This window comes from Laspinema sp. D2d, from assembly GCF_025370755.1.
GTDB lineage: Bacteria > Cyanobacteriota > Cyanobacteriia > Cyanobacteriales > Laspinemataceae > Laspinema.
This window is the reverse complement of the sequence record NZ_JAMXFC010000021.1, coordinates 55,819-79,920: the sequence shown is the minus strand read 5'-3', so window position 1 is coordinate 79,920 and position 24,102 is coordinate 55,819. Positions and strand designations below refer to the sequence as shown.

28 protein-coding genes are annotated in these 24,102 nt (G+C 47.1%); 9 read left to right on the top strand and 19 right to left on the bottom strand.

Annotation, left to right across the window (positions count from 1 at the left end; all coding sequences use genetic code 11):
* Positions 1-47: 47 nt before the first annotated feature.
* The 5 genes from NG796_RS15285 to rnpA all read right to left on the bottom strand — a co-directional run bounded on the left by NG796_RS15285 (position 48) and on the right by rnpA (position 2,677).
* Entirely contained in the window at positions 48-539 is a 492-nt protein-coding gene (locus tag NG796_RS15285; protein ID WP_261207710.1) for a protein jag, read from the bottom strand.
* Complete coding sequence (yidC, locus tag NG796_RS15280) at positions 539-1,684, bottom strand: membrane protein insertase YidC (RefSeq protein ID WP_261207709.1); 1,146 nt, start codon at positions 1,682-1,684, stop codon at positions 539-541. The genes NG796_RS15285 and yidC overlap by 1 nt, the downstream gene beginning before the upstream one ends.
* Positions 1,685-1,751: 67 nt before the next feature.
* Complete coding sequence (locus NG796_RS15275; RefSeq protein WP_261207708.1) at positions 1,752-1,892, bottom strand: hypothetical protein; 141 nt, start codon at positions 1,890-1,892, stop codon at positions 1,752-1,754.
* Positions 1,879-2,274, bottom strand: a complete 396-nt coding sequence (locus NG796_RS15270) for a PH domain-containing protein (RefSeq protein WP_261207707.1) — start codon at positions 2,272-2,274, stop codon at positions 1,879-1,881. The genes NG796_RS15275 and NG796_RS15270 overlap by 14 nt, the downstream gene beginning before the upstream one ends.
* Positions 2,246-2,677, bottom strand: a complete 432-nt coding sequence (gene rnpA / locus NG796_RS15265; RefSeq protein ID WP_261207706.1) for a ribonuclease P protein component — start codon at positions 2,675-2,677, stop codon at positions 2,246-2,248. The genes NG796_RS15270 and rnpA overlap by 29 nt, the downstream gene beginning before the upstream one ends.
* A 30-nt stretch (positions 2,678-2,707) precedes the next feature.
* Here rnpA and NG796_RS15260 point away from each other — a divergent pair, with 30 nt between their 5' ends.
* A complete protein-coding gene (locus tag NG796_RS15260) occupies positions 2,708-2,848 on the top strand; it encodes a hypothetical protein (RefSeq protein WP_261207705.1) in 141 nt (46 codons plus the stop codon).
* 31 nt (positions 2,849-2,879) lie between these two features.
* On the opposite strand, the gene rpmH is transcribed toward NG796_RS15260, so the two are convergent.
* The 3 genes from rpmH to NG796_RS15245 all read right to left on the bottom strand — a co-directional run bounded on the left by rpmH (position 2,880) and on the right by NG796_RS15245 (position 5,104).
* On the bottom strand, positions 2,880-3,017 hold the full coding sequence (gene rpmH / locus NG796_RS15255) for a 50S ribosomal protein L34 (protein ID WP_015148244.1): 138 nt from the start codon (positions 3,015-3,017) through the stop codon (positions 2,880-2,882).
* Between the two features lie 215 nt (positions 3,018-3,232).
* A complete protein-coding gene (locus tag NG796_RS15250) occupies positions 3,233-3,766 on the bottom strand; it encodes a DUF2808 domain-containing protein (RefSeq protein ID WP_261207704.1) in 534 nt (177 codons plus the stop codon).
* A 273-nt stretch (positions 3,767-4,039) separates the two neighbouring features.
* Entirely contained in the window at positions 4,040-5,104 is a 1,065-nt protein-coding gene (locus NG796_RS15245) for an isochorismatase (protein ID WP_261207703.1), read from the bottom strand.
* A 305-nt stretch (positions 5,105-5,409) separates the two neighbouring features.
* Between NG796_RS15245 and NG796_RS15240 the strand changes: the two genes are divergently transcribed.
* Both NG796_RS15240 and NG796_RS15235 read left to right on the top strand, forming a co-directional pair.
* Complete coding sequence (locus NG796_RS15240) at positions 5,410-5,928, top strand: pentapeptide repeat-containing protein (RefSeq protein ID WP_261207702.1); 519 nt, start codon at positions 5,410-5,412, stop codon at positions 5,926-5,928.
* 325 nt (positions 5,929-6,253) lie between these two features.
* On the top strand, positions 6,254-6,658 hold the full coding sequence (locus NG796_RS15235) for a helix-turn-helix domain-containing protein (RefSeq protein ID WP_261207701.1): 405 nt from the start codon (positions 6,254-6,256) through the stop codon (positions 6,656-6,658).
* 947 nt (positions 6,659-7,605) lie between these two features.
* Here NG796_RS15235 and arsA read toward each other — a convergent pair.
* The 5 genes from arsA to trpS all read right to left on the bottom strand — a co-directional run bounded on the left by arsA (position 7,606) and on the right by trpS (position 13,027).
* Positions 7,606-9,438, bottom strand: coding sequence for an arsenical pump-driving ATPase (gene arsA, locus NG796_RS15230; RefSeq protein ID WP_317619319.1), 1,833 nt, complete (start codon positions 9,436-9,438; stop codon positions 7,606-7,608).
* A 128-nt stretch (positions 9,439-9,566) separates the two neighbouring features.
* Entirely contained in the window at positions 9,567-9,956 is a 390-nt protein-coding gene (gene arsD / locus NG796_RS15225; protein ID WP_261207700.1) for an arsenite efflux transporter metallochaperone ArsD, read from the bottom strand.
* Between the two features lie 103 nt (positions 9,957-10,059).
* Positions 10,060-10,437 carry an ArsR/SmtB family transcription factor gene (locus tag NG796_RS15220; RefSeq protein WP_261207699.1) on the bottom strand — a complete coding sequence of 126 codons (378 nt, stop codon included), beginning with the start codon at positions 10,435-10,437 and terminating at the stop codon, positions 10,060-10,062.
* 441 nt (positions 10,438-10,878) lie between these two features.
* On the bottom strand, positions 10,879-11,862 hold the full coding sequence (locus NG796_RS15215) for a methylenetetrahydrofolate reductase (RefSeq protein WP_261207698.1): 984 nt from the start codon (positions 11,860-11,862) through the stop codon (positions 10,879-10,881).
* Positions 11,863-12,016: 154 nt separating this feature from the next.
* Positions 12,017-13,027: a tryptophan--tRNA ligase gene (trpS, locus tag NG796_RS15210; protein ID WP_261207697.1), complete on the bottom strand. Its 1,011-nt coding sequence runs from the start codon at positions 13,025-13,027 to the stop codon at positions 12,017-12,019.
* A 440-nt stretch (positions 13,028-13,467) separates the two neighbouring features.
* Between trpS and NG796_RS15205 the strand changes: the two genes are divergently transcribed.
* Positions 13,468-14,019: a DUF6141 family protein gene (locus NG796_RS15205; RefSeq protein WP_261207696.1), complete on the top strand. Its 552-nt coding sequence runs from the start codon at positions 13,468-13,470 to the stop codon at positions 14,017-14,019.
* A gap of 57 nt (positions 14,020-14,076) precedes the next feature.
* Here NG796_RS15205 and NG796_RS15200 read toward each other — a convergent pair whose 3' ends face one another.
* Positions 14,077-14,466 (bottom strand): type II toxin-antitoxin system VapC family toxin, encoded by a 390-nt coding sequence (locus NG796_RS15200; protein WP_261207695.1) that lies wholly within the window; start codon positions 14,464-14,466, stop codon positions 14,077-14,079.
* Complete coding sequence (locus NG796_RS15195; protein ID WP_261207694.1) at positions 14,463-14,705, bottom strand: type II toxin-antitoxin system Phd/YefM family antitoxin; 243 nt, start codon at positions 14,703-14,705, stop codon at positions 14,463-14,465. Before NG796_RS15195 ends, NG796_RS15200 begins: the two co-directional genes overlap by 4 nt.
* Positions 14,706-14,935: 230 nt before the next feature.
* Between NG796_RS15195 and NG796_RS15190 the strand changes: the two genes are divergently transcribed.
* Positions 14,936-15,721, top strand: a complete 786-nt coding sequence (locus NG796_RS15190; RefSeq protein ID WP_261207693.1) for a DUF429 domain-containing protein — start codon at positions 14,936-14,938, stop codon at positions 15,719-15,721.
* A 142-nt stretch (positions 15,722-15,863) separates the two neighbouring features.
* Here the strand turns inward: NG796_RS15190 and glgP are convergent, their stop codons facing one another.
* Both glgP and NG796_RS15180 read right to left on the bottom strand, forming a co-directional pair.
* On the bottom strand, positions 15,864-18,470 hold the full coding sequence (gene glgP / locus NG796_RS15185; RefSeq protein WP_261207692.1) for an alpha-glucan family phosphorylase: 2,607 nt from the start codon (positions 18,468-18,470) through the stop codon (positions 15,864-15,866).
* 204 nt (positions 18,471-18,674) lie between these two features.
* Positions 18,675-18,812, bottom strand: coding sequence for a hypothetical protein (locus NG796_RS15180; protein WP_261207691.1), 138 nt, complete (start codon positions 18,810-18,812; stop codon positions 18,675-18,677).
* 339 nt (positions 18,813-19,151) lie between these two features.
* Between NG796_RS15180 and NG796_RS15175 the strand changes: the two genes are divergently transcribed.
* Positions 19,152-19,925 carry an SH3 domain-containing protein gene (locus NG796_RS15175; RefSeq protein WP_261207690.1) on the top strand — a complete coding sequence of 258 codons (774 nt, stop codon included), beginning with the start codon at positions 19,152-19,154 and terminating at the stop codon, positions 19,923-19,925.
* A 34-nt stretch (positions 19,926-19,959) separates the two neighbouring features.
* On the opposite strand, the gene NG796_RS15170 is transcribed toward NG796_RS15175, so the two are convergent.
* Both NG796_RS15170 and gloB read right to left on the bottom strand, forming a co-directional pair.
* Positions 19,960-20,349 carry a GFA family protein gene (locus NG796_RS15170; RefSeq protein WP_261207689.1) on the bottom strand — a complete coding sequence of 130 codons (390 nt, stop codon included), beginning with the start codon at positions 20,347-20,349 and terminating at the stop codon, positions 19,960-19,962.
* Positions 20,350-20,472: 123 nt separating this feature from the next.
* Positions 20,473-21,246: a hydroxyacylglutathione hydrolase gene (gene gloB, locus NG796_RS15165; RefSeq protein ID WP_261207688.1), complete on the bottom strand. Its 774-nt coding sequence runs from the start codon at positions 21,244-21,246 to the stop codon at positions 20,473-20,475.
* Positions 21,247-21,447: 201 nt separating this feature from the next.
* On the opposite strand from gloB, the gene NG796_RS15160 reads away from it, so the two are divergent.
* From NG796_RS15160 to NG796_RS15150, 3 genes are all read left to right on the top strand, one after another.
* Positions 21,448-21,654 carry a hypothetical protein gene (locus tag NG796_RS15160; RefSeq protein ID WP_261207687.1) on the top strand — a complete coding sequence of 69 codons (207 nt, stop codon included), beginning with the start codon at positions 21,448-21,450 and terminating at the stop codon, positions 21,652-21,654.
* A gap of 106 nt (positions 21,655-21,760) precedes the next feature.
* Positions 21,761-22,768: a UDP-glucose 4-epimerase GalE gene (gene galE, locus NG796_RS15155; RefSeq protein ID WP_261207686.1), complete on the top strand. Its 1,008-nt coding sequence runs from the start codon at positions 21,761-21,763 to the stop codon at positions 22,766-22,768.
* Between the two features lie 52 nt (positions 22,769-22,820).
* Positions 22,821-24,071 (top strand): glycosyltransferase, encoded by a 1,251-nt coding sequence (locus NG796_RS15150; RefSeq protein WP_261207685.1) that lies wholly within the window; start codon positions 22,821-22,823, stop codon positions 24,069-24,071.
* Positions 24,072-24,102: the final 31 nt, after the last annotated feature.

The window sequence follows — 24,102 nt, the reverse complement described above, 5'->3', positions numbered from 1 at the left end:
GATTGGGGGTTTAATGAGCGTACTTTGGGCGATCGCCATTCAGTTCTTTATACCGTTTCGCGCCGATGCACCACTAATCGTCGGTCCGGTTCTTGTCCCCGACTAAAGGATTCCAAATCCTCATAGTCCTTGAGTAAGTTATGAACCTGCCGTCGTTCCGCAGAAGAAAGCCCCTTCATTTCATAGGCTTCCCCAGTCTCCTGAACCGTTTGGACCGCTTTAGCCACCATCTCCCGGAGGACCTCCTCTCGGCGGACCCGGTACTGATTCAGCTCAATGGTATAGGAGGCTTGGACATCGGTAGGCTGGGCGATATTGAGAGTCGTGTTCAACAAATACTGAATCGCATCCAGCACCTGTCCATTAGGACCCGTCAGAATTTCTATTTGTTCTGGGGTCAGATTTTTCTCATCAATGGTCAACCAAAAGCTATCTTCTTGCTCCTGCGTTGTGACTGAACTCTCAATTCGCAATAGGGTCAGCAGTTGTTCAATCCACTGCTGACCTCGTTGCATGGGACTTTGGGTTGAGGATACCATTAGGCTTTTTTCTTGGGACGTCCGGGTTCAAATGGGAGTGTTTCGCGGCCCTTGCCACTTGAGGTTTTTTCCTGAGCTTCTACCAGTTTCTGGAGATTTTCAGGCAGGGGTTCGCGGGAGAGAATGAAGGTTTGCGCCGTCTGGAAGATGTTCGCAATGACCATGTACATCAACACCCCAGCAGGCAGAGGGAAGAACAAAAACATTCCCGAGAAAATCACCGGGGTCAGTTTGTTGACGGTGGACTGCTGTGGGTTATCCGTGGCACCTGGGCCACTTTGTCCCGAAAGCAATTGGTTGACGTACAAACTAATCCCAAAGAACAGCACCATGCCTACAATATCCCAGTGAATATTGCCTTCAGGATCCACAGCACCGACGCGCCCAAGGGCTTCGATAAACAGGAATCCTTTATTGGCTGCTAGTCCGGGCAGGGTTGCTTGAATGGTGGCTTCTCCAGGTTGGAGGGCTTCGATGGTGCCATCTTCATTAATCCGCAGCCGATCTTCTCCTTTGGTGACTTGCCACCGAGGAGATAATTGGGTATCTGGATTCTGGGCGAGTAATTCCTTTAAGGGTTTGCCCTCAACGGATTGGAATTCGAGTTGAGTTTTTTCCCCGACGGTTAATTTATTGCCTGCGGGAAGTAGCGCCACAATGGGGGCGTGTTGTCCATCAGAGAAATAAATATTCTGCTGCGGGGTAGCGAAGGCTTGGGGAATGATTCGTTCTACCTGTTCGCTGGGAAAAATTTCAACGTTGACGTTGTAATTGATATCTGAGAACGGTGAACCCCGTAAGGTGGCGAACAGGGCAAATAGAACGGGCATTTGCAGGACGACTGGCAAGCAGCCGGACAAGGGATTGCCAAATTCTTTGTAAACCTTGCTCATTTCTTCCTGCTGTTTTGCAGGTTCTTCTTTGTAGCGTTCTTGAATTTCTTTGACCCGCTTTTGCATGACGGGTTGGGCGACTCGCATTCGCCGCATACTGCGAATTGAGCCAGCACTCAACGGATAGAGGGCAAAGCGGATCACGAGGGTCAGGGCTACAATTGCTAGACCATAGCTGGGTACGATCCCGTAGAAGAAGTCCAGGATCGGTAGCATTACGTTATTGGAAAGAAATCCGACTCCAAAGTCCATTCTTTTATGTCAACCTATGCAGTGGGGAGATTTTTTGTCTATAACCTTGCTTAAATATTAGCCATGTTTAAGAGGTTTGATGGCTGGCCCTTTGGCTTAGGGCGTGATGGAACACTGGGGCAGTAGGGGCGATCGCCGCCAATTTTGATGGTTTGAGGGTTCGCTGTTTGCTACTACTGCCTAGGTTCGCCTTGTTAACGAGTACCAATGGCTCCACTGGCCTGTTTTGCTTTGGCGGACAATTTGTCCGAAATGTAGTCATAAGCTTCCCGAAAATTAGGAACGCCGCGCATTTCTAAGCGAGAACCGTCTTTGAGGGTGAATACCATATCGCCCCAGAGTCCGAAACCCCGAGCTACGGTCTTCACTTGGACAATTTCCGAGTAGATAATATCACTGCGATCGCGTCCCATCCAGCCGCTGTTTATGGAAATTCGGCGGTTTGTGATGCGGTAGCGCAGCCACAATGCCCGCACGATTGCTCCAACGGTTAAGGGTAAAGCAATCACCGTAAATCCTAACAGGATATTCACGATTAGTTCCCCAATATGAGGACCCCCTTCATAATAAACTTCCTCGCGAATCGCCATTGAGTACCTCTGCTTGTGCCAACAACTGCTCTAATTCTTGCAGAAGTTGGCGATAATTGCACTCTACTGCTGAGGGACGCACGATAAAAACGAGGTCCCATCCCTGGGAAATTCGAGGGAGAAATTCTCGCAATCCGGCTCGGATTTGCCGTTTAATTCGATTCCGAATCACGGCTTTTTTACTCACTTTCAGGCTAATTGAAATTCCAACTCGGGTCGGCTGATTTGCCGTGAGCGCTTCGGGTAGGTTTTCCGCCCCGAGATCGAGCTGTTTGCCCACAGGGAGAACTCCCTTGCGCCGTTTAGCTCTCAAGGTCAGGTGACTGGTCTTTCGACTGATTCCCGTGCGATAGACAGCACTAAACTCTTTAGGGCGCTTTAGCCGATTCGATGCAGGTAACACGGTGTTTTTTTGGGATGCAGAAGGATTGGGGTGAGTCTCATTCCCCAAGGAGGCGATCGCCCCGGAGTCCGGTTCTACCTCGATCTGGCTCCATTGGAACGCAGAGGTCTAACGGTGGCAATTGGGTTGCTCCTGCCACCGATCGCACCGGGAACGGTTTCGTCCTGCTGAGGGTTTGACTCCATTTTTGTGGAGGACCCGACTACACGGCTAACCGATAACGTCCCTTGTTCCGACGGGATTTAATCACTCGGCGACCATTGGCGGTTCTCATCCGAACTCTAAACCCTGAAACTCTCTTTCTTTTGCGGCTCGTGCCATGTAGGGTGCGCTGTGTCATAACGATTAACTCCTAGGTTGCGACTCTAAACTTTCAAAAAAAATCACAAATTTTTATAGTATCATGACTTTGCACTTAAAACCAATAGACCCCTGAATTTTTGAGCCGTTAGGTGAAGCACCGGAAACCGGAGTTGGCTTCAAAATCAAAGGGAACGCCAAACCCTTTGACGTTCCCTCGTTGCTAGGAGTCCCCTCCCTGGAGATGCAGGGGCCTTAGTTAATGGCTAAAACCCAAGTCCCAATATATTCCGGAAGCGGAGGACCTCCGCGAGTCACGGCGAGTGCATTAAAATTGAACATTCCCCCAAAGTTGGGGTTACGGACATTGGATAACACTACTTCAACATCTGAATTTGCTGGAATCGCTTCGGTGGGATAAATTTGAATGAAGCGATTATCCCGATCCCAGAATGCATCGTCTAATTCAATCTCATTGCCATTTACTGTCACTTCAATGCGGTCTTCATTGAATTCGCCGTCGTAGCTTTCGGGATAGTTAATCCGCAACTCAGAAATAGCCAAGCTCACTTTTTCTTTGGGAATTTTTAGCCAATAGCGGTCCCAGTTATTTTCCCGGCCATTTTGCACACAGTATTTGAGTTCGTACTCTCGCTTAACTCCACCAAAAACCGTTAAACCCGAACACCGGAACGCCCAACTTGGCGGCATCGGCATCGCCGTAATCAGCAATCCAGTCACAGCTATTCCAAAAAAGACTCGTCGCATAGCAGAATTAGGAGACAACATAAGCTTAAATCCGTCACTCACCAAAGTATTTTAGCTGCTTTGTAAACTTTTATAACGTACAAACCCCGTTTTGTGTGGCCTGCTCAATGGATGGGGTTTGACCAGGGTCTTGATGAAGGCGATCGCCATATACTCGATCTGTTCCTCATCTGGCTCACTAATCTGGAAGACTTATAGAGATTTTAGCGAGTTCCCCCTCAACCCTAGGCTTGGATCCGTTTTTCCTCCGGTCCAAATAATTCAGCAGTTTCTGGGTTCAAACGATTTCTACCTCTATTCAACGCAAAAACCTGAATCAGAACCCGCTAGTCCCGGCCAATTGTCCATCGCCTCGGTGGATTGGACCAAATGCATTCCGGCTTCGGAAAATCGGGCAAATGCAGCATCAGCAGCATCGGTGAAGTCTACCACATTTGGAACGACGACGGGGGAGGTACAATCCTCCAACAGATAAACTTTTTGGGCTAATTTGGGGTCTCGTTGTTGGATATCCTGGAGCAGGTCATCGATAGTCCAAGCAACACAGTGACTTTTGGCTTGTCCGGCGATCATCACTACCTCAAATTCTAGTAATTTTTCCATTAATAGACTGTTCTGATGGGCGATCGCCTTTCCGGTTTGGTCTAATAATACTTCCGGACGTAAGACGGAATAATTCTCCGTAAGGGGATGGTTTCCTTTTAGTTCAAATCCAGTCGGTGCATGGCGAGCTAAATTATGAAAAAAGATCGCTTCTTCTACGGCAGAAACTAAGGCGTGACCAATTCCGCCTAACAAACTATGATAGGGCCAAATAATCAGGGGATATTTGCCCTCTATTTCCAGTTGTTTAACGTAATGGTGAGCGTACTGTTGGATTTGCTCTGGGTTGCGATCGCCTAGACTCTGAGCAATCGCTGGGTTTACCTTCCAAACCCCATTTTCTACGTCTCTTAGGGAAATTTGGGTTAAAGGTGGCGGATTCTCTCCTTTGCTATTCACCCAGAATACCGGATGAAAAATTTGCCCGGTGGTATGGGTATCCATTGTGGGAATAACTGCCGTAATCCGATGCAAATTCCGATAGATAAATTCACATAAGCGCTGGTTATCTTCAACAGCACCATTGCCGCTGCGTCCCCCCACAAACAGTTCAAAGTCGGGTATGCAGAATGTATTTTGAATGTCGATCGCTAAGAGGCAAATTTTAGGGGAGTCGGCGATCGCTGGTTGAATGTGGTGAGTTTTGGCCCAGGTTTGAGCGTCTTGAGCAAGCTGCTGATAAGGGACTCGCCAAACTTGGCCCACTTTTGCTGGATCAAAGTGAGGGGGAATGGGTAAGGTGCGGTTGGGGTTCATGTGCTCTCCATTCTGCTGAGGGGCCGATCGCCGGTTTCCCAGAGTCAGACCCTTGAACCAACCCGGCGATCGCTGATTTTACTGTAACTGGATTGAATAGATTCGGGGAGAGGTTCGGCTACAACAGGGGGCGATCGCTACCCTAGGGCCTTTGCCTCTTTTAAATCTTACGGGGCTTTTTTATTAAGTTTTATAAATTTTATACTGATGGGTCTTACCCCCTTTGACAAATATTAATATTTATGTATCTAGGTTTCCAGCGGGGAACCGGGATGATTGGTTGCACTAATAAGGAACTAAAGAACGTGAAAGCAATAAACCTGACAATTGCAGTAGTGGTGCTAACCTTATGCTCTGGCTGTATGAGCGATCGCGCAGATCTGAAACACTTGCAGCAGAACAACCAATGTCAGGGGTGCAATCTAGTCGGTGCAAATCTCAAGGATCGGATGTTGGGTGGGGCTAACCTCCGAGGGTCGAACCTGGATCGCGTGGATCTCAGCAGTTCTAATCTGTTTTTTGCGGACCTCGAAAATGCCTCCCTACAAGGTGCTCGCATCCATAGTGCCGTGCTATCTACAGCGAACTTAAAGGGTGCGAATCTCAGGAATGCCGATTTGAGTAGTGCAGATTTAAGCAGTGCAGATTTCAGCTATGCCGATCTCAGGGGGGCCAGCTTTGAAAATGCTGATGTATCGAATGCCAATTTCTTTAATGCCCAATTAAGTGGCGCTAATTTTGAGGGGGCTAATCTCGAAAGCAGTAACATGAAAGGGGCGATCGGATTTGTATCGGATCCGGACATCATTACTGAGACGCATTAGAGATTGGAATGGATAATTAGCTAAGGAGATCGAGTTAAGGGAGATGACTCCCGTATCGCGATCTCCTTGCTGCATTTGGGTCATACCCCTCCCGGGGACCTCGACGACTGCCCGGATCTGAAATATCCCCAATCCAAAAGACGAGAAGCTGTGATGTTGCAAAAACAGCTTCTCGTCTGCTTTATTCCCCAGAATCTGAGGGTGGATGCGATCGCGATCGCCTGGGATATGATTTACATCTAACTCGCATAAAATTAAAACGACTTGGTTCTCTATTCCTCTCATGCCCGCTAAAAATTTTCTCACACCTACCCAAAAAAAGAGCTTGCAAAATGCCATCCGCCAGAGCGATTGCTCCCGCTTTCGGGAACACGCCCTGATTTTGTTATTGCAAAATGATGGTAAAACTTACGAAGAAATTGCCGAGTTTTTAGGCTGTTCTTACCGAACGGTTGCCTATTGGTGCGTGCATGGGGACCCGGACAATCTCGATAGTCTGCGCGATCGCCGGGAACAGGGAAACTATCGCAAAGCGGATGAAGCTTACATTCAGTTACTCTTAGAAGTAGTCAAAAAAACCCCTAGTCATTTTGGGTATCCGGTGGAAGTCTGGACCAGTCAACGATTAGCCGAACATTTAGCCCAGGTAACGGGAATTCAACTCAGCGGGACTCAACTCATCCGCATTCTGCGCAAGCATAAGATCCGTTTACCCATGAGTCGGGTCTAATTTTTTTTTACGGTAGCAATATCTTGTCAATCTCGGGAACCGCCTCTGATATTTTCAGTCCCCTATAGGAGGCAGTCGTTATCTCCAGATCTTGTAACAGCAGCAACAAGCGGGACTCTTCTCCACAACACCCAGCCTCTGCAAAATATCGGTTCCAAAGTGGCGATCGCCCTCCCTGTCATCTCCCTCTCAATCCGTCAGTAATTTGGCTTACATTAGGTTAAGCCATTTGGCGGATGTTTTTTCAGGTCTCCTCAACCCATAATAAAAACACGATCACCCTGAATTTGTTCGACACCCTGAGTGTTGCATCACCCCCCAAGCCCTAGGGGGGTTTTTTGTTTTGGGGTTCCATAAAAGATGCCCGGTTTGACCTCAAGTTTCATTGGGGTTAAGTTGCTGACATACAAAGGATGCGTCACAACATCCTATTAACTGCGGATCTCTTCTGATTCTGCTGCGACAGTCTTTATGTTGGTCTAAATTAAGCAATGCAAAGTTAAGCCATTTAGCGGATGCTTTTTTCGGACTCCTGCAAGCATAATAAAAACACGATCACCCTGAATTTGTTCGACACCCTGAGTGTTGCATCACCCCCCAAGCCCTAGGGGGGTTTTTTGTTTTACGATTCCCTAAAAAATGCCCGGTTTGACCCCAAGTTTCATCCGGGTTAAGTCCTTTTCTCGTAATAGGTCACACAATCCTGTTAACTCTGGATCGCTTCTGATTCTGCTGCTGTCACTATCTTTTTCTGACTCAAATTAAGCAATGCAAAGTTAAGCCATTTAGCTGATGCTTTTTTCGGACTCCTGCAAGCATAATAAAAACACGATCACCCTGAATTTGTTCGACACCCTGAGTGTTGCATCACCCCCCAAGCCCTAGGGGGGTTTTTTGTTTTAGGATTCCCTAAAAAATGCCCGGTTTGACCCCAAGTTTCATCCGGATCAAGTCCCTTTCTGCTGATGGCTCACACAATCCTGTTGACTCGGAATCTCTTCTAATTCTGCGGCTGCTACTATCTTTTGGTGGCCTAAATTCACCAACGCTTGAATACCCACTGGCTCCTCAGCCTGCATTGGCACTAGGGCAAACCGTTGAGCATAGCTGGTTTTAACGGCTTCGATTTGAGTCAGTTCAAAGGTAGCACGCTGTTTTAAGAGGGGGGATGAAGTCGTGGAAACAGTCAGGCTGTTATTAATGACCCATGCCCAAGGTTCAATTCCCGCCCGACGTAAATCAGCTTGTAAATTAGCGGCTTCTAAAACTGGGGTTGTCTCGGCTAAGGTAACTATAATCACTTTAGTTTGGGCAGGGTCTTGCAGTCGCATCATGGGGGTGACAACGTGAACATTTTCCTGGGTATGGCGGGTGACTTCTCGGTGATAAGCTCCTGTGGCATCCAAGAGTAATAAGGTATGTCCAGTGGGTGCTGTATCCATGACGACAAATTTTTGACTCGACTCACGGATGATCCGGGAAAAGGCTTGGAATACGGCAATTTCTTCGGTGCAAGGCGATCGCAAGTCTTCTTCCAACATTGCCCGTCCTTGCTCATCCAAATTCTGACCTTTGGTTTCCAGAATATGCTGGCGATAGCGGGCGGTTTCTTGATGGGGATCAATGCGACTCACTTGTAAATTGTCCATTGTTCCAGCTAAAGTTTCACTCAGATGTGCTGCTGGATCTGAGGTGGTGAGATGCACCGCGTGTCCCTGTTTTGCTAAAGCGACGGCGATCGCGGCTGCCATTGTGGTTTTCCCTACACCCCCTTTTCCCATTGTCATAATCAATCCATGACCCGTGGTGGCAATTTCATCTACTAAGCTGGAAAGGTGCGGCAGGGTCAAGGATGGAGTGGTGCCTTCAAGGGTATCCGTCGTACTCTCATCTCTCTCGGAGAATAAGCTGCTAAGGGCTGCAACGCCGACGAGATTTTGTGCTTTGAGGGGGAGTTGATCCAAGGGCAGATTCTGGAGAACTTGGGGCAAGTTGGCGATCGCCTTTTGTTCTCGCTGATACAGGGCTGCGGCTAAAACATCATGACTCGCTTCCCTCGCGGGTAGGACCCCGTTAATTACTAGATTTTGTTGAGAAAACCCGATATCGGCTAACTCTTTGTGAGTGCGCACGACTTCATCCAGGGTACTTTGCTGGGCGCGAGACACTAGAACCAAGCGGGTGCGGTTGGGGTCTGATAACACATTCACGGCTTCTGTATAGCGATCGCGTTGCTTTTCTAACCCAGAGAGGGGTCCAAGACAGGATGCACCCTCGGGATTCTCATCAATAAAACTACTCCAAGCATTGGGGAGTTGCAATAGGCGGATGGTATGTCCGGTGGGTGCGGTATCAAAGATGATGTGTTCGTATTTGCCGATTAAACTCTCATCGGTGAGTAATTCGGTAAATTCATCAAATGCGGCAATTTCTGTGGTGCAGGCCCTGGATAAGCCTTCCTCGATGCCTCTGACGACGGATTCGGGTAAGATTCCTCGCACGGGACCCACAATGCGATCGCGATACTGCTGTGCCGCCTGTTGGGGGTCGATTTCTAAGGCAGATAACCCGGTTACGGTGGCAATATCAGTAATCGTATTTCCAATAGTTTGGCTAAAAACTTGCCCAATATTTGAAGCCGGATCTGTACTGACTAATAAGACTTTCTTTCCTTGTTTAGCTAAATGAATGGCTGTGGCACAGGAAAGTGAAGTTTTGCCGACTCCCCCTTTGCCCGTAAAAAATAGAAATGGAGGTGTATTTTCAAGAAAGCGCATCATTTAATTTTCCTCACTCATAAACTTTCAATTTGTTGAATTAGGTCACCCTAATGTCTCTAAAAATAGAGGGATAAAAATGTGCAAATAACAAATCTGGATTCCCGCGCACAGGCGGGAATCCCAATGATTTAACAGCAACTATTACTTGTAATAGTGCTCTTGCTACTGCCACAACATCCGCTAGATTGTTTCGGTGCAGATACCGCAGGTGCAGGGGTTACACCGGCTAAACGAGCCAATTCATCCCGGGTGGGATATCGTCCCGCTAGGGCAATTTCACCCTCCACGAGAATCAGCGGCAGTGCATCAACCCCTGAACGTTCTAAAAAGCTTTTTACCGTAGGATTATTGGCAAATTCCAAGGGTTGTTGTCCGAGGTTGTACCGCTGAATCTTTATACCTTGTCCGGTCCCCCAATCTACGTGGGTGGCAAAGTCCACAAATTTTTGATCGACATCGGGTCCACAAACACCCGTACTACAGCACATTGCGGGATCAAATACTTCAATTTTGTTCATTTTGAGTTTCCATGAAATATTGAAATGATGGGTATATGGAAAGTAAAAGCAGGCGGTTAAGTTGAGGTTTTTAGCGATCGCGCCTTTTGCAACCCGCGATCGCTTATGTTTTGGCTTCGTTGGAGGTAAGGGAGGGCGATCGGAAACAGGAACTAGAATCCAGTTCCCCGGTTTCGGGACTGATGCACTGTGCCAATTCTCCCTGACAACACTCTTCAGTTAGATAGGTGATTAAGCTGAACATCAGGGGCATATTGGCACGGTAGCGCAAAAAGCGGCCCTCCTGTTCCACCTCAAGCAATTCAGCATGAACCAACGCTTTGAGATGAAAAGAGAGATTAGAAGGCGGTACCTCAAGTTCGGAAGCAATTTGACCCGCCACCATTCCTGTGGATCCAGCCTTCACCAACATCCGGTAAATGTCCAACCGAATGCCAGAAGACAAAGACTCAAAGATTTTTACAGCCGTTTTACTTTCCATGTTTCAATTATAGATGAAATATGGAAATGTGGCAAGTAACTGTACCGCCGTTCTAGGGTATTTTAGCGCCAACAATGCGGGAAGCCCCCAAAAAAACAATACCTCCCAACTTGATGCTGGAGAGGTGATGTTTTTCGCAGATTCCTGGGGACTGATCAGCCCGCTTTGGAATGATTGCTAAACCCTGATGGCAAGACGCCTATTTGACTCGATAACGTAGATGCAACCTTTTTTAAGAGCTTCTTTGTGGTGAAGTTCTTTAGGTTAATTCATTAATACATATCTTTTTCCAAGGCGGAAGATGGACTGCACCCCCAGGGGGTGTAACCCCCCAAGTGAAGAGGTGGGGAATGGGAGCGCTATGAATTGTAGAAAATAAAAAGCCTCGGGCAGGGTATGCCCAGAGGCGTCTGTATCAGGGTGCATCTATAGTTGAGGTGTTCAAGCTGTGGGGGTGGAGATCCGGATAAGCGGAGGGCGATCGCCCAGAGTTGGGGAATCTATTGACATGGGTTCTGAGGCGATGGGTGGAATGCCAGCTAAATCGAGGATTTCCGGAATTAAATCTTCCCGTTTCACCGCCATCAGATGCACACCTTGACAGAGGGACCGGGCAGCTTGTACCTGTTCAGCAGCGATCGCCACCCCTTCGCGTAAAGGGTCCTTTGCCTTTGCCAAGCGATCGATAATATGTTGAGGAATATCCACACCGGGGACACACCGATTAATAAATTCCGCATTTTTGGCAGATTTTAGGAGGAAAATTCCCACTAAAATGGGTTTACCGCATCCTTGGGCAATTTCATTCATGAACTTGTCTAACTTATCAAAATCGCAGACAAGCTGACTTTGAAAAAACTCGGCACCTGCTGCTAATTTTTTCTCAAACCGACTTTTTAACCCTGACCAACTTTTCGACTGCGGATCCACCGCAGCACCAGCAAATAAGTCTGTAGCACTATCAGTTAGGGGTTTATCATTGAGATCAAAACCTTGATTCAGTTTGGCGATCGCCTTGAGCAAACGCACCGATTCTAAATCAAAAACTGACTTTGCTTTGGGATGATCTCCGGCTTTTACTGGATCTCCCGTGAGGGCCAAAACATTCTGAATTCCTAACGCATTTGCGCCAAGGAGGTCCGCCTGCAATCCAATCGAGTTGCGATCGCGACAAGCAATTTGATAAATCGGCTCAATTCCCTCACGCAATAAAATCGTTGATGCCGCTAACGATGACATTCGCAAAACAGCCCGAGATCCATCGGTAACATTCACCGCATGAACTCTACCTTTTAAGCCATTTGCCATTTTAATCATGTGGGCTGGATTACCCCCTCTCGGTGGCATCACCTCAGCCGTCATGATAAATTCACCGTCTTTAACAGCCTGACGGAAGCGAGATAAAGAGTTGTACGGTTGGTTCATAGATAGAAGAGGTGGGGGAGATAGGGGGGATGGGGAAGATAGGGGAGATGGGGAGTTCGTAGTAATGACTTGAGTTGTTTCCAATTGTTCGATTGAGGAGCAAAATAATGAATCGCTCCTCAATCAGTTAGGGTTCCGACTTCATGCCTAATCCTTACAAGGGGAGAGAATATCCAAAGGCAGTTTTAACTCGGTTGAGAGTGGTGTTAGCAATTACTGAGGCTTTTTCTCTCCCTTCTCTTAACACCGATTCCAGATGAGTGCGATCGCCCATAATTTCCTTATATTGCTCCTGAATCGGTTTGAGCGCCTCAATCGTTGTTTCGGTGAGTAACGGTTTAAATTGACCCCAACCCATCTCCTGACATTCTGCCGCTACCTCTTCCTTAGTTTTGCCACTGAGGAGCTGATAAAGCGTCAATAAATTATGGCATTCCGGACGTTCTGGATCATCAAACACCAATCCCCGCATTGGGTCCGTTTTGCATTTTTTGATTTTTTTGACGATCGCATCCGGTGGATCGAGCAAATTAATCCGACTCAGTTCCGATGGATCAGACTTGGACATTTTTTTTGTGCCATCGGTTAAACTCATCACCCTCGCCCCTTCCTTGCGAATCAAAGGTTCTGGTAATTTCAATACCGGCGCTTTTTCCTTGCCAAATTGATGATTTACCCTTGCTGCAATGTCTCGGGTGAGTTCTAAATGCTGTTTTTGGTCCTCACCGACAGGGACTTTATCCGCATCGTAGAGTAAAATATCCGCTGCCATCAGAACGGGGTAATCCAGTAACCCGACGTTGACATTTTCCCCCTGACGGACCGCTTTTTCCTTAAACTGGATCATATCTTCCAGCCAGTTCAGGGGGGTGATACAGTTAAGCAGCCAGGTGAGTTCCGCGTGGGCCGAGACGTGGGACTGAATGAAAATGGTGGAATGCTGTAAATCGATGCCACAGGCAAGATAGAGGGCGGCGATCGTGTAAGTATCTTGGGCTAAAGTGGCAGGAGTATGGGGTGCGGTAATGGCATGGAGGTCCACTACACAGAAATAATTTTCATACTGACTTTGAATTTCGACCCAGTTGCGGATCGCACCGAGATAGTTACCGAGATGGAGGTTGCCGGTGGGTTGGACTCCAGATAAAACGCGCTGCTTACCCATAGATTGCTCTTATAGTGCTACTGACAGAACGAGGAAAACCGGATTGAATCCGTGTTGCTCTGTCTTATTGTTGACTTTTTTTGACATAAAGCTCAAATATCCTAGCAAATCTTGGTTCTCAGGTCATGCGATCGCCTTGATAGAGAATTGCTTTAAGGGACCCCCTGGTTCGGGTCCATTGGAGGCAATCTGCTCTTGGGGTCCTCATGAAGTGGCGATCGCCTATACAAAACTCAACATTTATGCCTTACTTAATCTCTACAGTTTTCGTTGTTTTTTCGGTCGAAATAGACTACTCTTTTGGGCATATTATGAATAGAGGGAATGGGTCATAGGGGGAATCAAAAAAGTCCCCAGCTTAAGAAGGAGGGGAAACCCTTGCTAGAACAAGGCGGATCTGATTCGCGAATCCTCTTTCAAAACGAGTATAGGAGGTAGCTGTGGACAAACTAACAACGGCATCCATGTCAGACGAAGTAAGCATTGACGAGGAAATTTATGCAACGCTCTTGTTTCGAGAAGTCCAGCAATTCCGTCAGGGTTGGATTTGGTTCGTCCTCGTCTGTAGCTCTTTGGCTGCTTTGTTTGCCTCAATGATGCCCTTTTTTTTAGAAGAATCTTGGGAAGAAAATACTATTTTAAATATTATTTTAATTGGGTTTGGGATTGTATTTGGGATATTTTTCCCCATTTTGTTTTATAGCGCCAAACTGGTAACAGAAGTGAGGACCGATGGACTGTATATCAGTTTTTACCCCTTATTATTTAAGCGAATTCAAATCCCCTTTGACTCCGTAGTTAAATCCGAAGTGATCAGCTATCATCCATTGCGTGATTATGGGGGATGGGGAGTTCGTTATGGTCTCCAGGGAAAAGCCTTTAACGTCAGTGGCGATCGCGGCGTGTTATTAGAACTCAAAAATGGTGAAAAAATTTTAATTGGGTCCCATCAACCAGAACAACTTGCTAGTTTATTAAAATTAGCACGGTAAGGCTGTCCCACAACCGTAATTCCTGGGGGATTACGTTCAGCAGCACTACCCGCTGAATCATGACCAGATGCGCTGAATCGGATAGGCATCAAAAATAGTATCAGCACTGATAATTGGGATTTGCTCAACAATTCCCTGAGCAATAATCAGGCGATCAAACGGATCGCGATGATGCATGGGTAGACTGGCAACAATCTCAATATGGGCTAGACTGATATCGAGCAAATCAATACCATTGGTGGCGAGTTGCTGCTCTATAACATCTCTAAAAGGTCGAGCAAAGTTTAGTTTGCCAGTGCTTTGCTTAATCGCCACTTCCCAAACACTTGCTTTACTGAGCAACTTCTGGTTATTCTCATTGGCAATTCTCTCGCGCAAGTCAGGCCGAATCCTGGGATCACCTATCACAAACCAAATGAAGGTATGAGTATCCAGAAGCAGTCTCATCCGATATATTCCTTAAACTCTTCGGTGAGTGGTTCCTCAAAGTCATCAGCGACCCAGATTACATCTTTGGCGCTGCCAAATTGGGCCCGGGGGCGTTTTTGTGGCGCTTGATCTAGCACAGGGACCAGTTTCACAACCGGGTGGCTGTCTTTGGTGATTACGACTTCTTCGCCATTGAGGGCAATTTCTAGTAACTCTTGCAGTTTCGCTTTCGCTTCAGAAATATCGACTTGGGACATGATTTTTCCCTCCGCTGTGTGTTTAACAGTTTATCATAAAACTGGCCCAAGCTGCTTCTTCCTGCCACTTCTAAAGGCGAGAATTCTCGGAACAACGGATGCACCCGTCTGGTGTGGGATTCAATCCGTCAGTTGATGCGGCGTTCACCTCTTAAGACCATTAACCTGATTTACCTGTTTTACTTTTCGGCATGATATCCGATTCCTGTCAAAAAAATGATTAAAAACAAATGAAATTTATTGGAATTGACCTTGGATGGAGTTCTGGTGCGAGTGGTTTATGTTGTTTGGTTTGGGAAAATAATCAATTACAACTGACAGATTTAGACTGCAAGTTATCAGCAGTAGATATCCTGGATTGGGTGGATCAAAGAGTTCCTGAATCACAACCGGGACTGATTGCGGTGGATGCGCCTACACTGATTCCGAATGCGACGGGGATGAGATTGCCGGATAAGCAGACTCATCGATATTTTGGGCGCTATCATGCAGGGTGTTATCCAGCCAATCTCAAAAGTCGATTTGCCAGTCATACCGTGGGATTTGGTAAGAGTTTGGAAGCGCGGGGGTTTATGCACGCACCGATGATGATTCCCCAACGGTGCGATCGCTATCAAATTGAGGTGTTTCCTCATCCGGCGATGATTAATTTATTTGGGTTATCTCGAATTCTCAAATACAAAAAAGGTAAATTAAGCGATCGCCGCTTAGAATTAATCAAACTTCGGCAATATATTGTCGCAATTTTGCCTACCTTAGAGCCAAGTTTATGTGTAAACTCCGAGTCTTGGATTTTGAGTGATCCACCGGATATTTTTATTAATAAACTAACGGAAAAAAACTCTAAATTATTCAAAGCTATTGAAGACCAACTTGATGCCATCCTCTGCGCTTACATCGGTGCTTACTGGTGGTATTGGGGGTGCGATCGCAATTTAGTCTTAGGGGTAACAACGGACCCGATGAATGAGGCTGTTGCCAACGGCTATATAGTCATCCCTAACCCCCCTACCTGATTTTCTCCCAGTCCCTTAACCGATGTAGGGGTAATCTATAAATCACCCCTACAAATCAGTTATCCAATCCGGTAAATTTGTGGAATCAGTGGTTATAATCCCCCAATCCATTGAGACTGAGAAACATTACTTGATTCATGGGTTAAGCATTAGCCCACAGCACTTGGAGACCCGGTTGGAAAGGACTGCTTAAATAGGGATGTTTCGGTAACACCCGCAGAGATAATCCTTGTAATCCGGAGGAACTGTAGGCAATATTGGCCGTATAGATACTTTGTTGATTGGCATCGTTACCTTGATAATCCATGACTACAGAGACGCCATTGATAATATTTCCATCGGCATCCATTGGGCCTTTGTAGAGTTGAACTTCTACATCAGATTCGGTCAATCCGGCTAGGTCTAACAGGGCTTTAACGTTAATGCTTTGGTTAACTTTAACATCATCCGATTCAGAAATATCAATATCCAGAATCTTGATGTCATACCAGCGTTCAAACAGGTGAGTTTTCCAAGCAGCGAGTTCTTTCGCCGGTTGACAGCCATTAGCGCTCATGGCATAGTAGCGATCGCTGGCTGGGAAATAGGCCCGAGTTGCATATTCACTGACCATCCGCGCCGTATTAAACAGCGGACAATTCAATCGAATAGCATCTTTCATTTTCGAGACCCACTTACGCGGAACTCCCTCTTCATCCCGATTGTAGAACAAGGGAATTACTTCTTTTTCCAGCAAGTCATACAAAGCATTCGCTTCCACTTCATCTTGATAGTTTGGGTCATCATAGAACTCCCCATGTCCGATCGGCCACCCGGTGCGAACGTAGTCCGCTTCATCCCACCATCCATCTAGGATACTGAGGTTGAGTAATCCATTCATGGATGCTTTCATGCCACTGGTTCCCGATGCTTCCCGAGGACGACGGGGGGTATTTAACCACACATCACAACCTGACACCATCATCCGCGCTACGTTAATATCGTAATCGGGGATAAACACTACATTTTTTTCGCATCCTTGTTCGCGAATAAAATGGGTGATATGACGGATCATTTCTTTGCCGGGGATGTCGTGGGGGTGAGCTTTTCCAGCGATGACAAACTGAACCATTGGCTTACGGAGGGCGGTTTTGCCACCGGGAATCAGGTCGTTATTCAACCCCAGTAAGATCCGCTTGATGCGATCAAGGTCGCGCAGGAACAATGTAGCGCGTTTATAGGTGGCAAAGCGCCGTGCAAACCCAATCGTGAGAACTCCTGGGTCTAGCACTTCTCGCGATGCATCAATTTCGGTGAAGGATGCGCCACGAGCTCGTAAATATTTTTGGAGTCGTTCCCGGACAAAGACGACAAGTTCGGCACGGCAGAGGTCCTGGTTGCGCCAGAGTTCATCATCGGGGATGGCATCGACCCGTTCCCATAAGGGATAGTGGGCGGGGGTGGTGGACCATTTGGGTCCGAGATAGCGATCGTAGAGTTCCTGGGTATATTTTGCCACGCAACTGCGGGCGTGTACACCATTGGTAATCGACGTAATCGGCACTTCTGAGGGAGGGAGTTCGGGCCAGAGGTTATTAAATAGCACTTTGGAGACTTCGCCATGTAATTTGGCGACGCCATTAATAAAACTCGCCATCTCGATCGCCAGGGTTGCCATACTAAAAGGCGACTCTAAATCCCCGGTATTGTCCCGTCCCAAGGCTAGAAATTGTTCTCTTCCGAGGCCAAATTCATCCGCATAATGACCCAAATAGTGCATGACCTTATCATGAGGAAACAGGTCAAACCCGGCAGCAACGGGGGTATGGGTGGTAAAGACATTGCTGGCAGCAACAACTTCTTTGGCTTCCTTGAATGTGAGACCCTGTTCACGGATTAAAATTGAAATCCGTTCTAAGGCTAAAAAGGCCGAATGCCCTTCATTCATGTGATAGGCGGTGGGTTCATAGCCGAGGGCTTTGAGCATTCGCACGCCGCCAATTCCCAACATCATTTCTTGGTGAATCCGCATATCGAGATCTCCGCCATAGAGTTTGTCGGTGATATCGTGATCGTAGGGATTGTTGGGTTCGATGTTGGTATCCAGCATATACAAGGGAACCGTTCCCACTTGGACCCGCCAAACCCGAGCATATACTTGTCGTCCCGGATAGTCTACGGCAATGCGTAGTTCATTGCCATCTGCATCGCGTTCCAGGTGCAGCGGCATATTGTAGAAGTCGTTGATCGGGTAACGTTCCTGCTGCCACCCATCGGCGTTCAGATATTGACTAAAATAGCCTTCTTGGTAGAGGAGTCCGACGCCAACCAGGGGTAAACCGCGATCGCTGGCCGATTTCAGGTGATCCCCGGCGAGTAACCCTAAGCCCCCAGAGTAAATCGGCAGACATTCCGTGAGGCCAAATTCTGCCGAAAAATACACAAAACATTCTTGATGTTTCTCTTTCTCCCGGTGTTTGCGATACCAGGTGCGTTCTTTCATGTAGTCGTCCAGTTGCCGCGCTGCGCGGTCAATCTGGGCGATAAAGCCTTCATCTTCTGCCATTTCTTCCAGGCGTTCCTGGGAAATGGTTCCCAGCATCAAGACGGGATTATGACGGCTGGATTCCCACAGGTCCCGGTCTAAACGCCGGAAGAGGTCTTTGGTCTCTACATTCCAATCCCAGTGCAGATTGTAGGCCAAGGTGCGTAAGGGTTCAAGTCTCGGAGGCAGAGAGGGCGAAACGTTAAACGTGCGAATTGGTTGCATAAGCTACGGACAATTTTTTGAAAAGGGACTAAGAAACTTAACGCGGACAATGATGACAATAATAACGTTGGTGTTCTTTAGTTTTCTATAGCCCATTTTGTCAGCACTACGCCGAATATTTAATCTCTTTTAATACTTTCCTCAGTTTTTGAGGCCGTTTGCGCCTTAGACTCAGTTCTGGGTTATGTAAAAGGTAGAGTCGGATTACAAGCCGATCGCCAGGGATAACTTAACCCGATCGTGAGCGAGAAAAATAATTTTTTTAGGGACTTTATGAATCAAATCTTGACCGCTGTGCCTTGACCCAGGTTCAGTGCCGATCGCAGACGGTGATTTTCTCATCCCTATCCCCCACAACATATCACCACACCACAACAATGAAGGGCGATCGCTGATTTAGACCCGATGAAATCCTTACCCTTGAGCCATCCCGCACCCCTCCTGCACCCTACCCACCCGAAAGATTGCACCGGGTTTCGAGAGGCGAGTACGATTTTCCGCTAAAATAGCGGGGAAATCTCCCAGACTGGCTTAACTGTACCTGGTGACCAGACTCCTGAATCGGGAGCAGGGCACGACAGGGGGTCACTGGGTTGCTCATGAGCAAATTCAGACCGCATGGCTAAAAAGGCTACAAACACAGGGCGTTACCCCCTAAAAAAACTACGCGGGCCGATCTTAATGGCGATCGGTGTCGGATTAGCTTTGGGTGTTGTTTTAGCAGCCCTAATCCGCGCTCATTATAGAGCCGGTGCACCCCGGATCATCAATGTTGGGGCTTCCGCACCTGTTGCTTCCCCTGATTCTGAGGGACGGCTTATTTTAGAAGATGAAGCCGTACCCGATAGCGATTTCTATCAATTTCGTGCCCAATTACGGGAAGCGGTACAAAACCGTAATGCTGAATTTGTCGGTTCAATCCTCCCAGAAACAGGTCTAGCCATTGGCTTCTCGGTTCCCCAAACTCGGGAGAATTTGAATTTAGATGACCCTCAAGGGCGATTTTGGTTGATTCTCGAAAAAGCAGTCGCCATCGGCTGTGCAAGGGCCGAAAATCCTCCGCCGTATAATATTGATCCGGGTTCAGAAATTTGGGTTTGTCCCAATGTGGCTCAAGCTTTTGCCCGACAAGTTCCGGCACCCAATGCTGAGGAGGAGGTTTCCTGGCAAGTCGATCGCGTGGTGGTGGTGGGGGACAATGTGAATGCGCGATCGCAACCCAGTTTAGAGAGTGAGACGATCGCTACCCTGTCTAATGAAGTGGTGCTACTAGACCGCGATCGCCAACTCCCGGAAACCTTTGACCCGATTGATAGTTGGACGGCGATTCGACTCAGTGACGATCGCGAGGGCTATGTGTACAATCGTTATCTGTATTCCCCCCTAGAATCTCGCGCGTTATTTGGCAAAATTAACGGGGAATGGCAGTTACTGGGAATGCCTGGGGGAGAGTAACTTTCTGGCGCTTGGGTTATGGCGATCGCCGGTTTTATTGAATCGTTTGAATGTTGTCTTCCCAGTTTTGTCCATCAAAGGGGGTTACGGCAAATTTCGCGGTGATATCCCCATCCAAACATCGCACATTGACATCAAAGCTGTCCGGGTGCGATCGAGGTCTATAAAATGAATGAATCCCACATTGTTTACAAAACAGGTGTTTTGCCGCTCCGGTATTAAACGTATAAGTTTGTAACATCTCTTCTCCCTGTAATAGGGTAAAGCGATCGGGGGGAACAATCAAATGTAAAAACCCTTTTTTCTGACAGATGGAACAATTACAGTCAATCGCTTCGTGGCGATCGACCGTGACGCGAAATCGCACCGCACCACAATGACATCCCCCTTCGTAAATTGTCCCCGATTCTGGATTTTCGGTCATATTCAGTCCTCAGAAAAATAGCAGATCAACCAAGTCTTTTTTATTGTATTCTCCCCAGAGACAGAGGTCCTTTCTTCACCAGCGATCGCACCCCCTGAGCGGGATTCCGGGCCCCCCACTGGGCTAAAACTGCTCCTTGCGACTCCGGAGGCGGGCAAAGGTTTGTACCGGGTCCCCTCCATTGACTGCCCGCTGTAATACCGGATTTTCCCACCGTAAAAATGGATTGGTACGCTTTTCCACGCCCAAAATTGCAGGAATCGTCGCCTCATTCCGCGATCGCGCCGCCTTCACCTGGGCGAACCGTTCCTGTAAATCGAAGTTCTCTCCATCCACCGTTAAGGCAAACTGAAGATTAGATAAAGTATATTCGTGAGCACACCAAACGCGTGTCTGATCCGGTAATTCCCGGAGTTTACTCAGGGAGGAGACCATTTGGGCGGGGGTCCCTTCAAACAAGCGTCCACAACCCCCGGCAAATAGAGTATCCCCACAAAACAACTCCCCAAATTCCTCTCCCGATGTGGGGGGAAAATAATAGGCAATGTGGGCACGGGTATGTCCAGGCAGAAAGAACACAGTCCCCGTGCGTTGGGCAAATTCCACGCGATCGCCCTCGTGCAAAAACACCTGCTGTCCAGGAATTCTGCCTCGGTCCTCCGCACCTGCGTACACCGTCACCCCCTTAAAATGTTGCATCAATGTCTGATTACCCCCCACATGATCTCGGTGGTGGTGGGTATTGAAAATCGTGGTTAACTCAGCACCCAGGGCCTTCAATTGCCTCAGTACCGGATCCGCCTCAGCGGGATCCACCACCGCTGCCAAATTTTGCGCGGGGTCGTGCAGTAAAAAGATATAATTGTCCGAAAGGGCATTGAGCCGATAAACTTGCATTAAATCCTTCCTCCTGGAGTTCATAATAAATGATGGATAACTTCCATAAAATTTATGACGCGCTCAAAACTTGCCAAAACTTTATCAAGTCTTTATAATTTTAGGGTAACAAATTTACTGGAATCCTAAATTGAAGCGGATAAAATAGAATCGTTAAGGCTTTGAGCCCAACTCTAGCAAAATCTAGTCCCGAAAAAGCTAATGGGAAGACCAACCCCGATTAAACCGATTTTTACGATTCATCAAATGATTGAGGGAATCCTAGAAATCAATGAAATCACCACTCAAGAACACCTACAGATTGCCAACATCTTACTATCGGGGAAAAATATCACCGATGAAGACCGAAAGCAAATCAATCGGATTTTTGAATTAATCCAGAGCGATCGGATTAAAATTATAACATAATCAGTTGGGGGTTAAACTCATCATCCGCAGCAGTCTATGAGCAGGGGAAGATGAAGGGTTCAACTATTTTAAAACATCATGAAAAAATTCAAAGGAATGGAAAAAAGTGAGCCAAAACAACAATAAAACGATTTTAGTCACAGGCGGGGCCGGGTATATTGGTTCTCATGCCGTCTTAAGTCTAAAAAAAGCGGGATATCAAGTCACTATTTTAGATAACTTAGTCTATGGACATCGAGACATTGTAGAAGAGGTTTTGCAAGTCGAATTAATAGAAGGAGACACCAACGATCGCGCCCTTCTGAATAACGTATTTGCAACCCATGATTTCTCAGCCGTCATGCATTTTTCCGCCTACGCTTATGTAGGAGAATCGGTGACGGATCCGGCGAAATATTATCGAAATAACGTCACCGGAACGTTAACCTTATTAGAGGCAATGTTAGCCGCATCGGTGAAAAACTTTGTCTTTTCTTCCACCTGTGCCACCTACGGCGTTCCTCAGAAGATGCCCCTGACCGAAGACCATCCTCAGCATCCGATCAATCCCTATGGAATGACAAAACTCATGGTGGAAAAGATCCTAAGTGATTTTGATGCAGCATACGGATTAAACTCCGTGATTTTCCGCTATTTTAATGCAGCCGGGGCCGATCCCAAGGGAGCGATCGGGGAAGATCATGATCCAGAAACTCATTTGATTCCCTTGGTATTACAAACCGCCTTGGGACACCGAGAATTTATTTCAATTTATGGAACCGATTATCCCACCCCAGATGGTACTTGTATTCGGGATTATATCCATGTGAATGATTTAGCCTCCGCCCATATTTTGGGACTGGAATATTTGTTGAAAGGCGGAAAAACTGAGGTCTTCAATTTAGGGAATGGGAGTGGGTTTTCGGTCAAAGATGTGATTGAAACTGCTGAGAAAGTAGTAGGGAAAGAGGTCTCTAAAAAAATAGGCGATCGGCGTCCTGGAGACCCTCCAGTTTTAGTCGGCAGCAGTGAAAAAGCCCGAAAAATATTAGGTTGGAATCCGGAATATCCCGACTTGTATGATATCATCTCCCATGCATGGCAGTGGCATCAAAAACGTCACAAAGCGGATTAAAATACGGAGAAAATTATCGCATCAAAGCGATTTGAGGACTTGATTACCCCCGATGAATTGTCCAAACCCATCCGGAGAGACCTTGCCGAACCCTACCGCCAAACCTAAAATTTCCGTTCTGGTTAGTGACCTTTCTAAAAAAGGGGCCGGACGATGGGGCGGCGGTGGGGTTCGCCCCTTTTTACTCAGTCAAGTGCTTAAACGCCTCAACTATGATGTAGAAATTCTCGGATTTGTATTTGACGATGAACCCAACGTCAAAGCGTCTTTTGAAGACATCCCGATTATTACCGTTCCCGGCAAAAAATATCCCCAATTTATTCAATCAGCTAACTCCCTGATGAAGCAAATGACGGGAGATATTATTTATGCCTATAAACCGAAGCCTAGTAGTTTTGGACTGGCTTTATTAAATCAGATAAAAACGCGTCGGCCCGTCCTTTTAGATATTGATGACTGGGAACTGAGTTGGCATGGGGGCGACGCTTGGAAATATCGTCCGCCCAGTATTAAACAATTGGGCCGGGATATTTTTAAAGAAAATGGGCAATTGCGATATCCGGACCATCCATTGTATTTAAAATGGATGGAAAAATGGATTGCGCGGGCCGATCGCGTGACCCTACACAATCAGTTTTTGCAAAAGCGCTTTGGCGGGGTGTATTTACCCAATGGCAAAGATACGGATTTATTTGATCCGACTCGTTATCAACCAGAAACCAGTCGAAATCACTATCAACTTTCGGCATATCGGGTTTTAATGTTTCCCGGTGCACCAAGACCTTATAAAGGCATAGAAGATGTATTAATTGCCCTTGATCGCCTCAATCAGCCCGATTTAAGACTGGCGATCGTCGGGGGTAGTCCTTATGATGATTACGACAATCAATTGATGAAACAATGGGGTCAGTGGATTGTCAAACTGCCCACCTTACCGATTCAGCAGATGCCTGAAGTGGTTGCTGCCGCACATATTGTAGTGGTTCCCCAACGAGATGAAGCTGCCGCTGCTGCACAATTTCCGCTAAAATTAACCGATGGGATGGCAATGGCAAAACCTATATTAGCAACCCGGGTGGGAGATATTCCGGCAATATTAGCTGACACAGGTTATTTAGTTGATCCCAATGCTCCCGAACAAATTGCTCAAACCATTGAGGAGATTTTTGACAATTGGGAAATTGCCCAGGAACGTGGTCGAAAAGCGCGAGAAAGATGCATTCAATATTATAGTTTTCAAGCAATGGCAGAGATTCTCTCCGGAGTAATTGGGCCGATCGCTGAGTCCGTTCAGCGGAAGTAAATCCCCAATTTCCGGTGACTCATAAAACCCA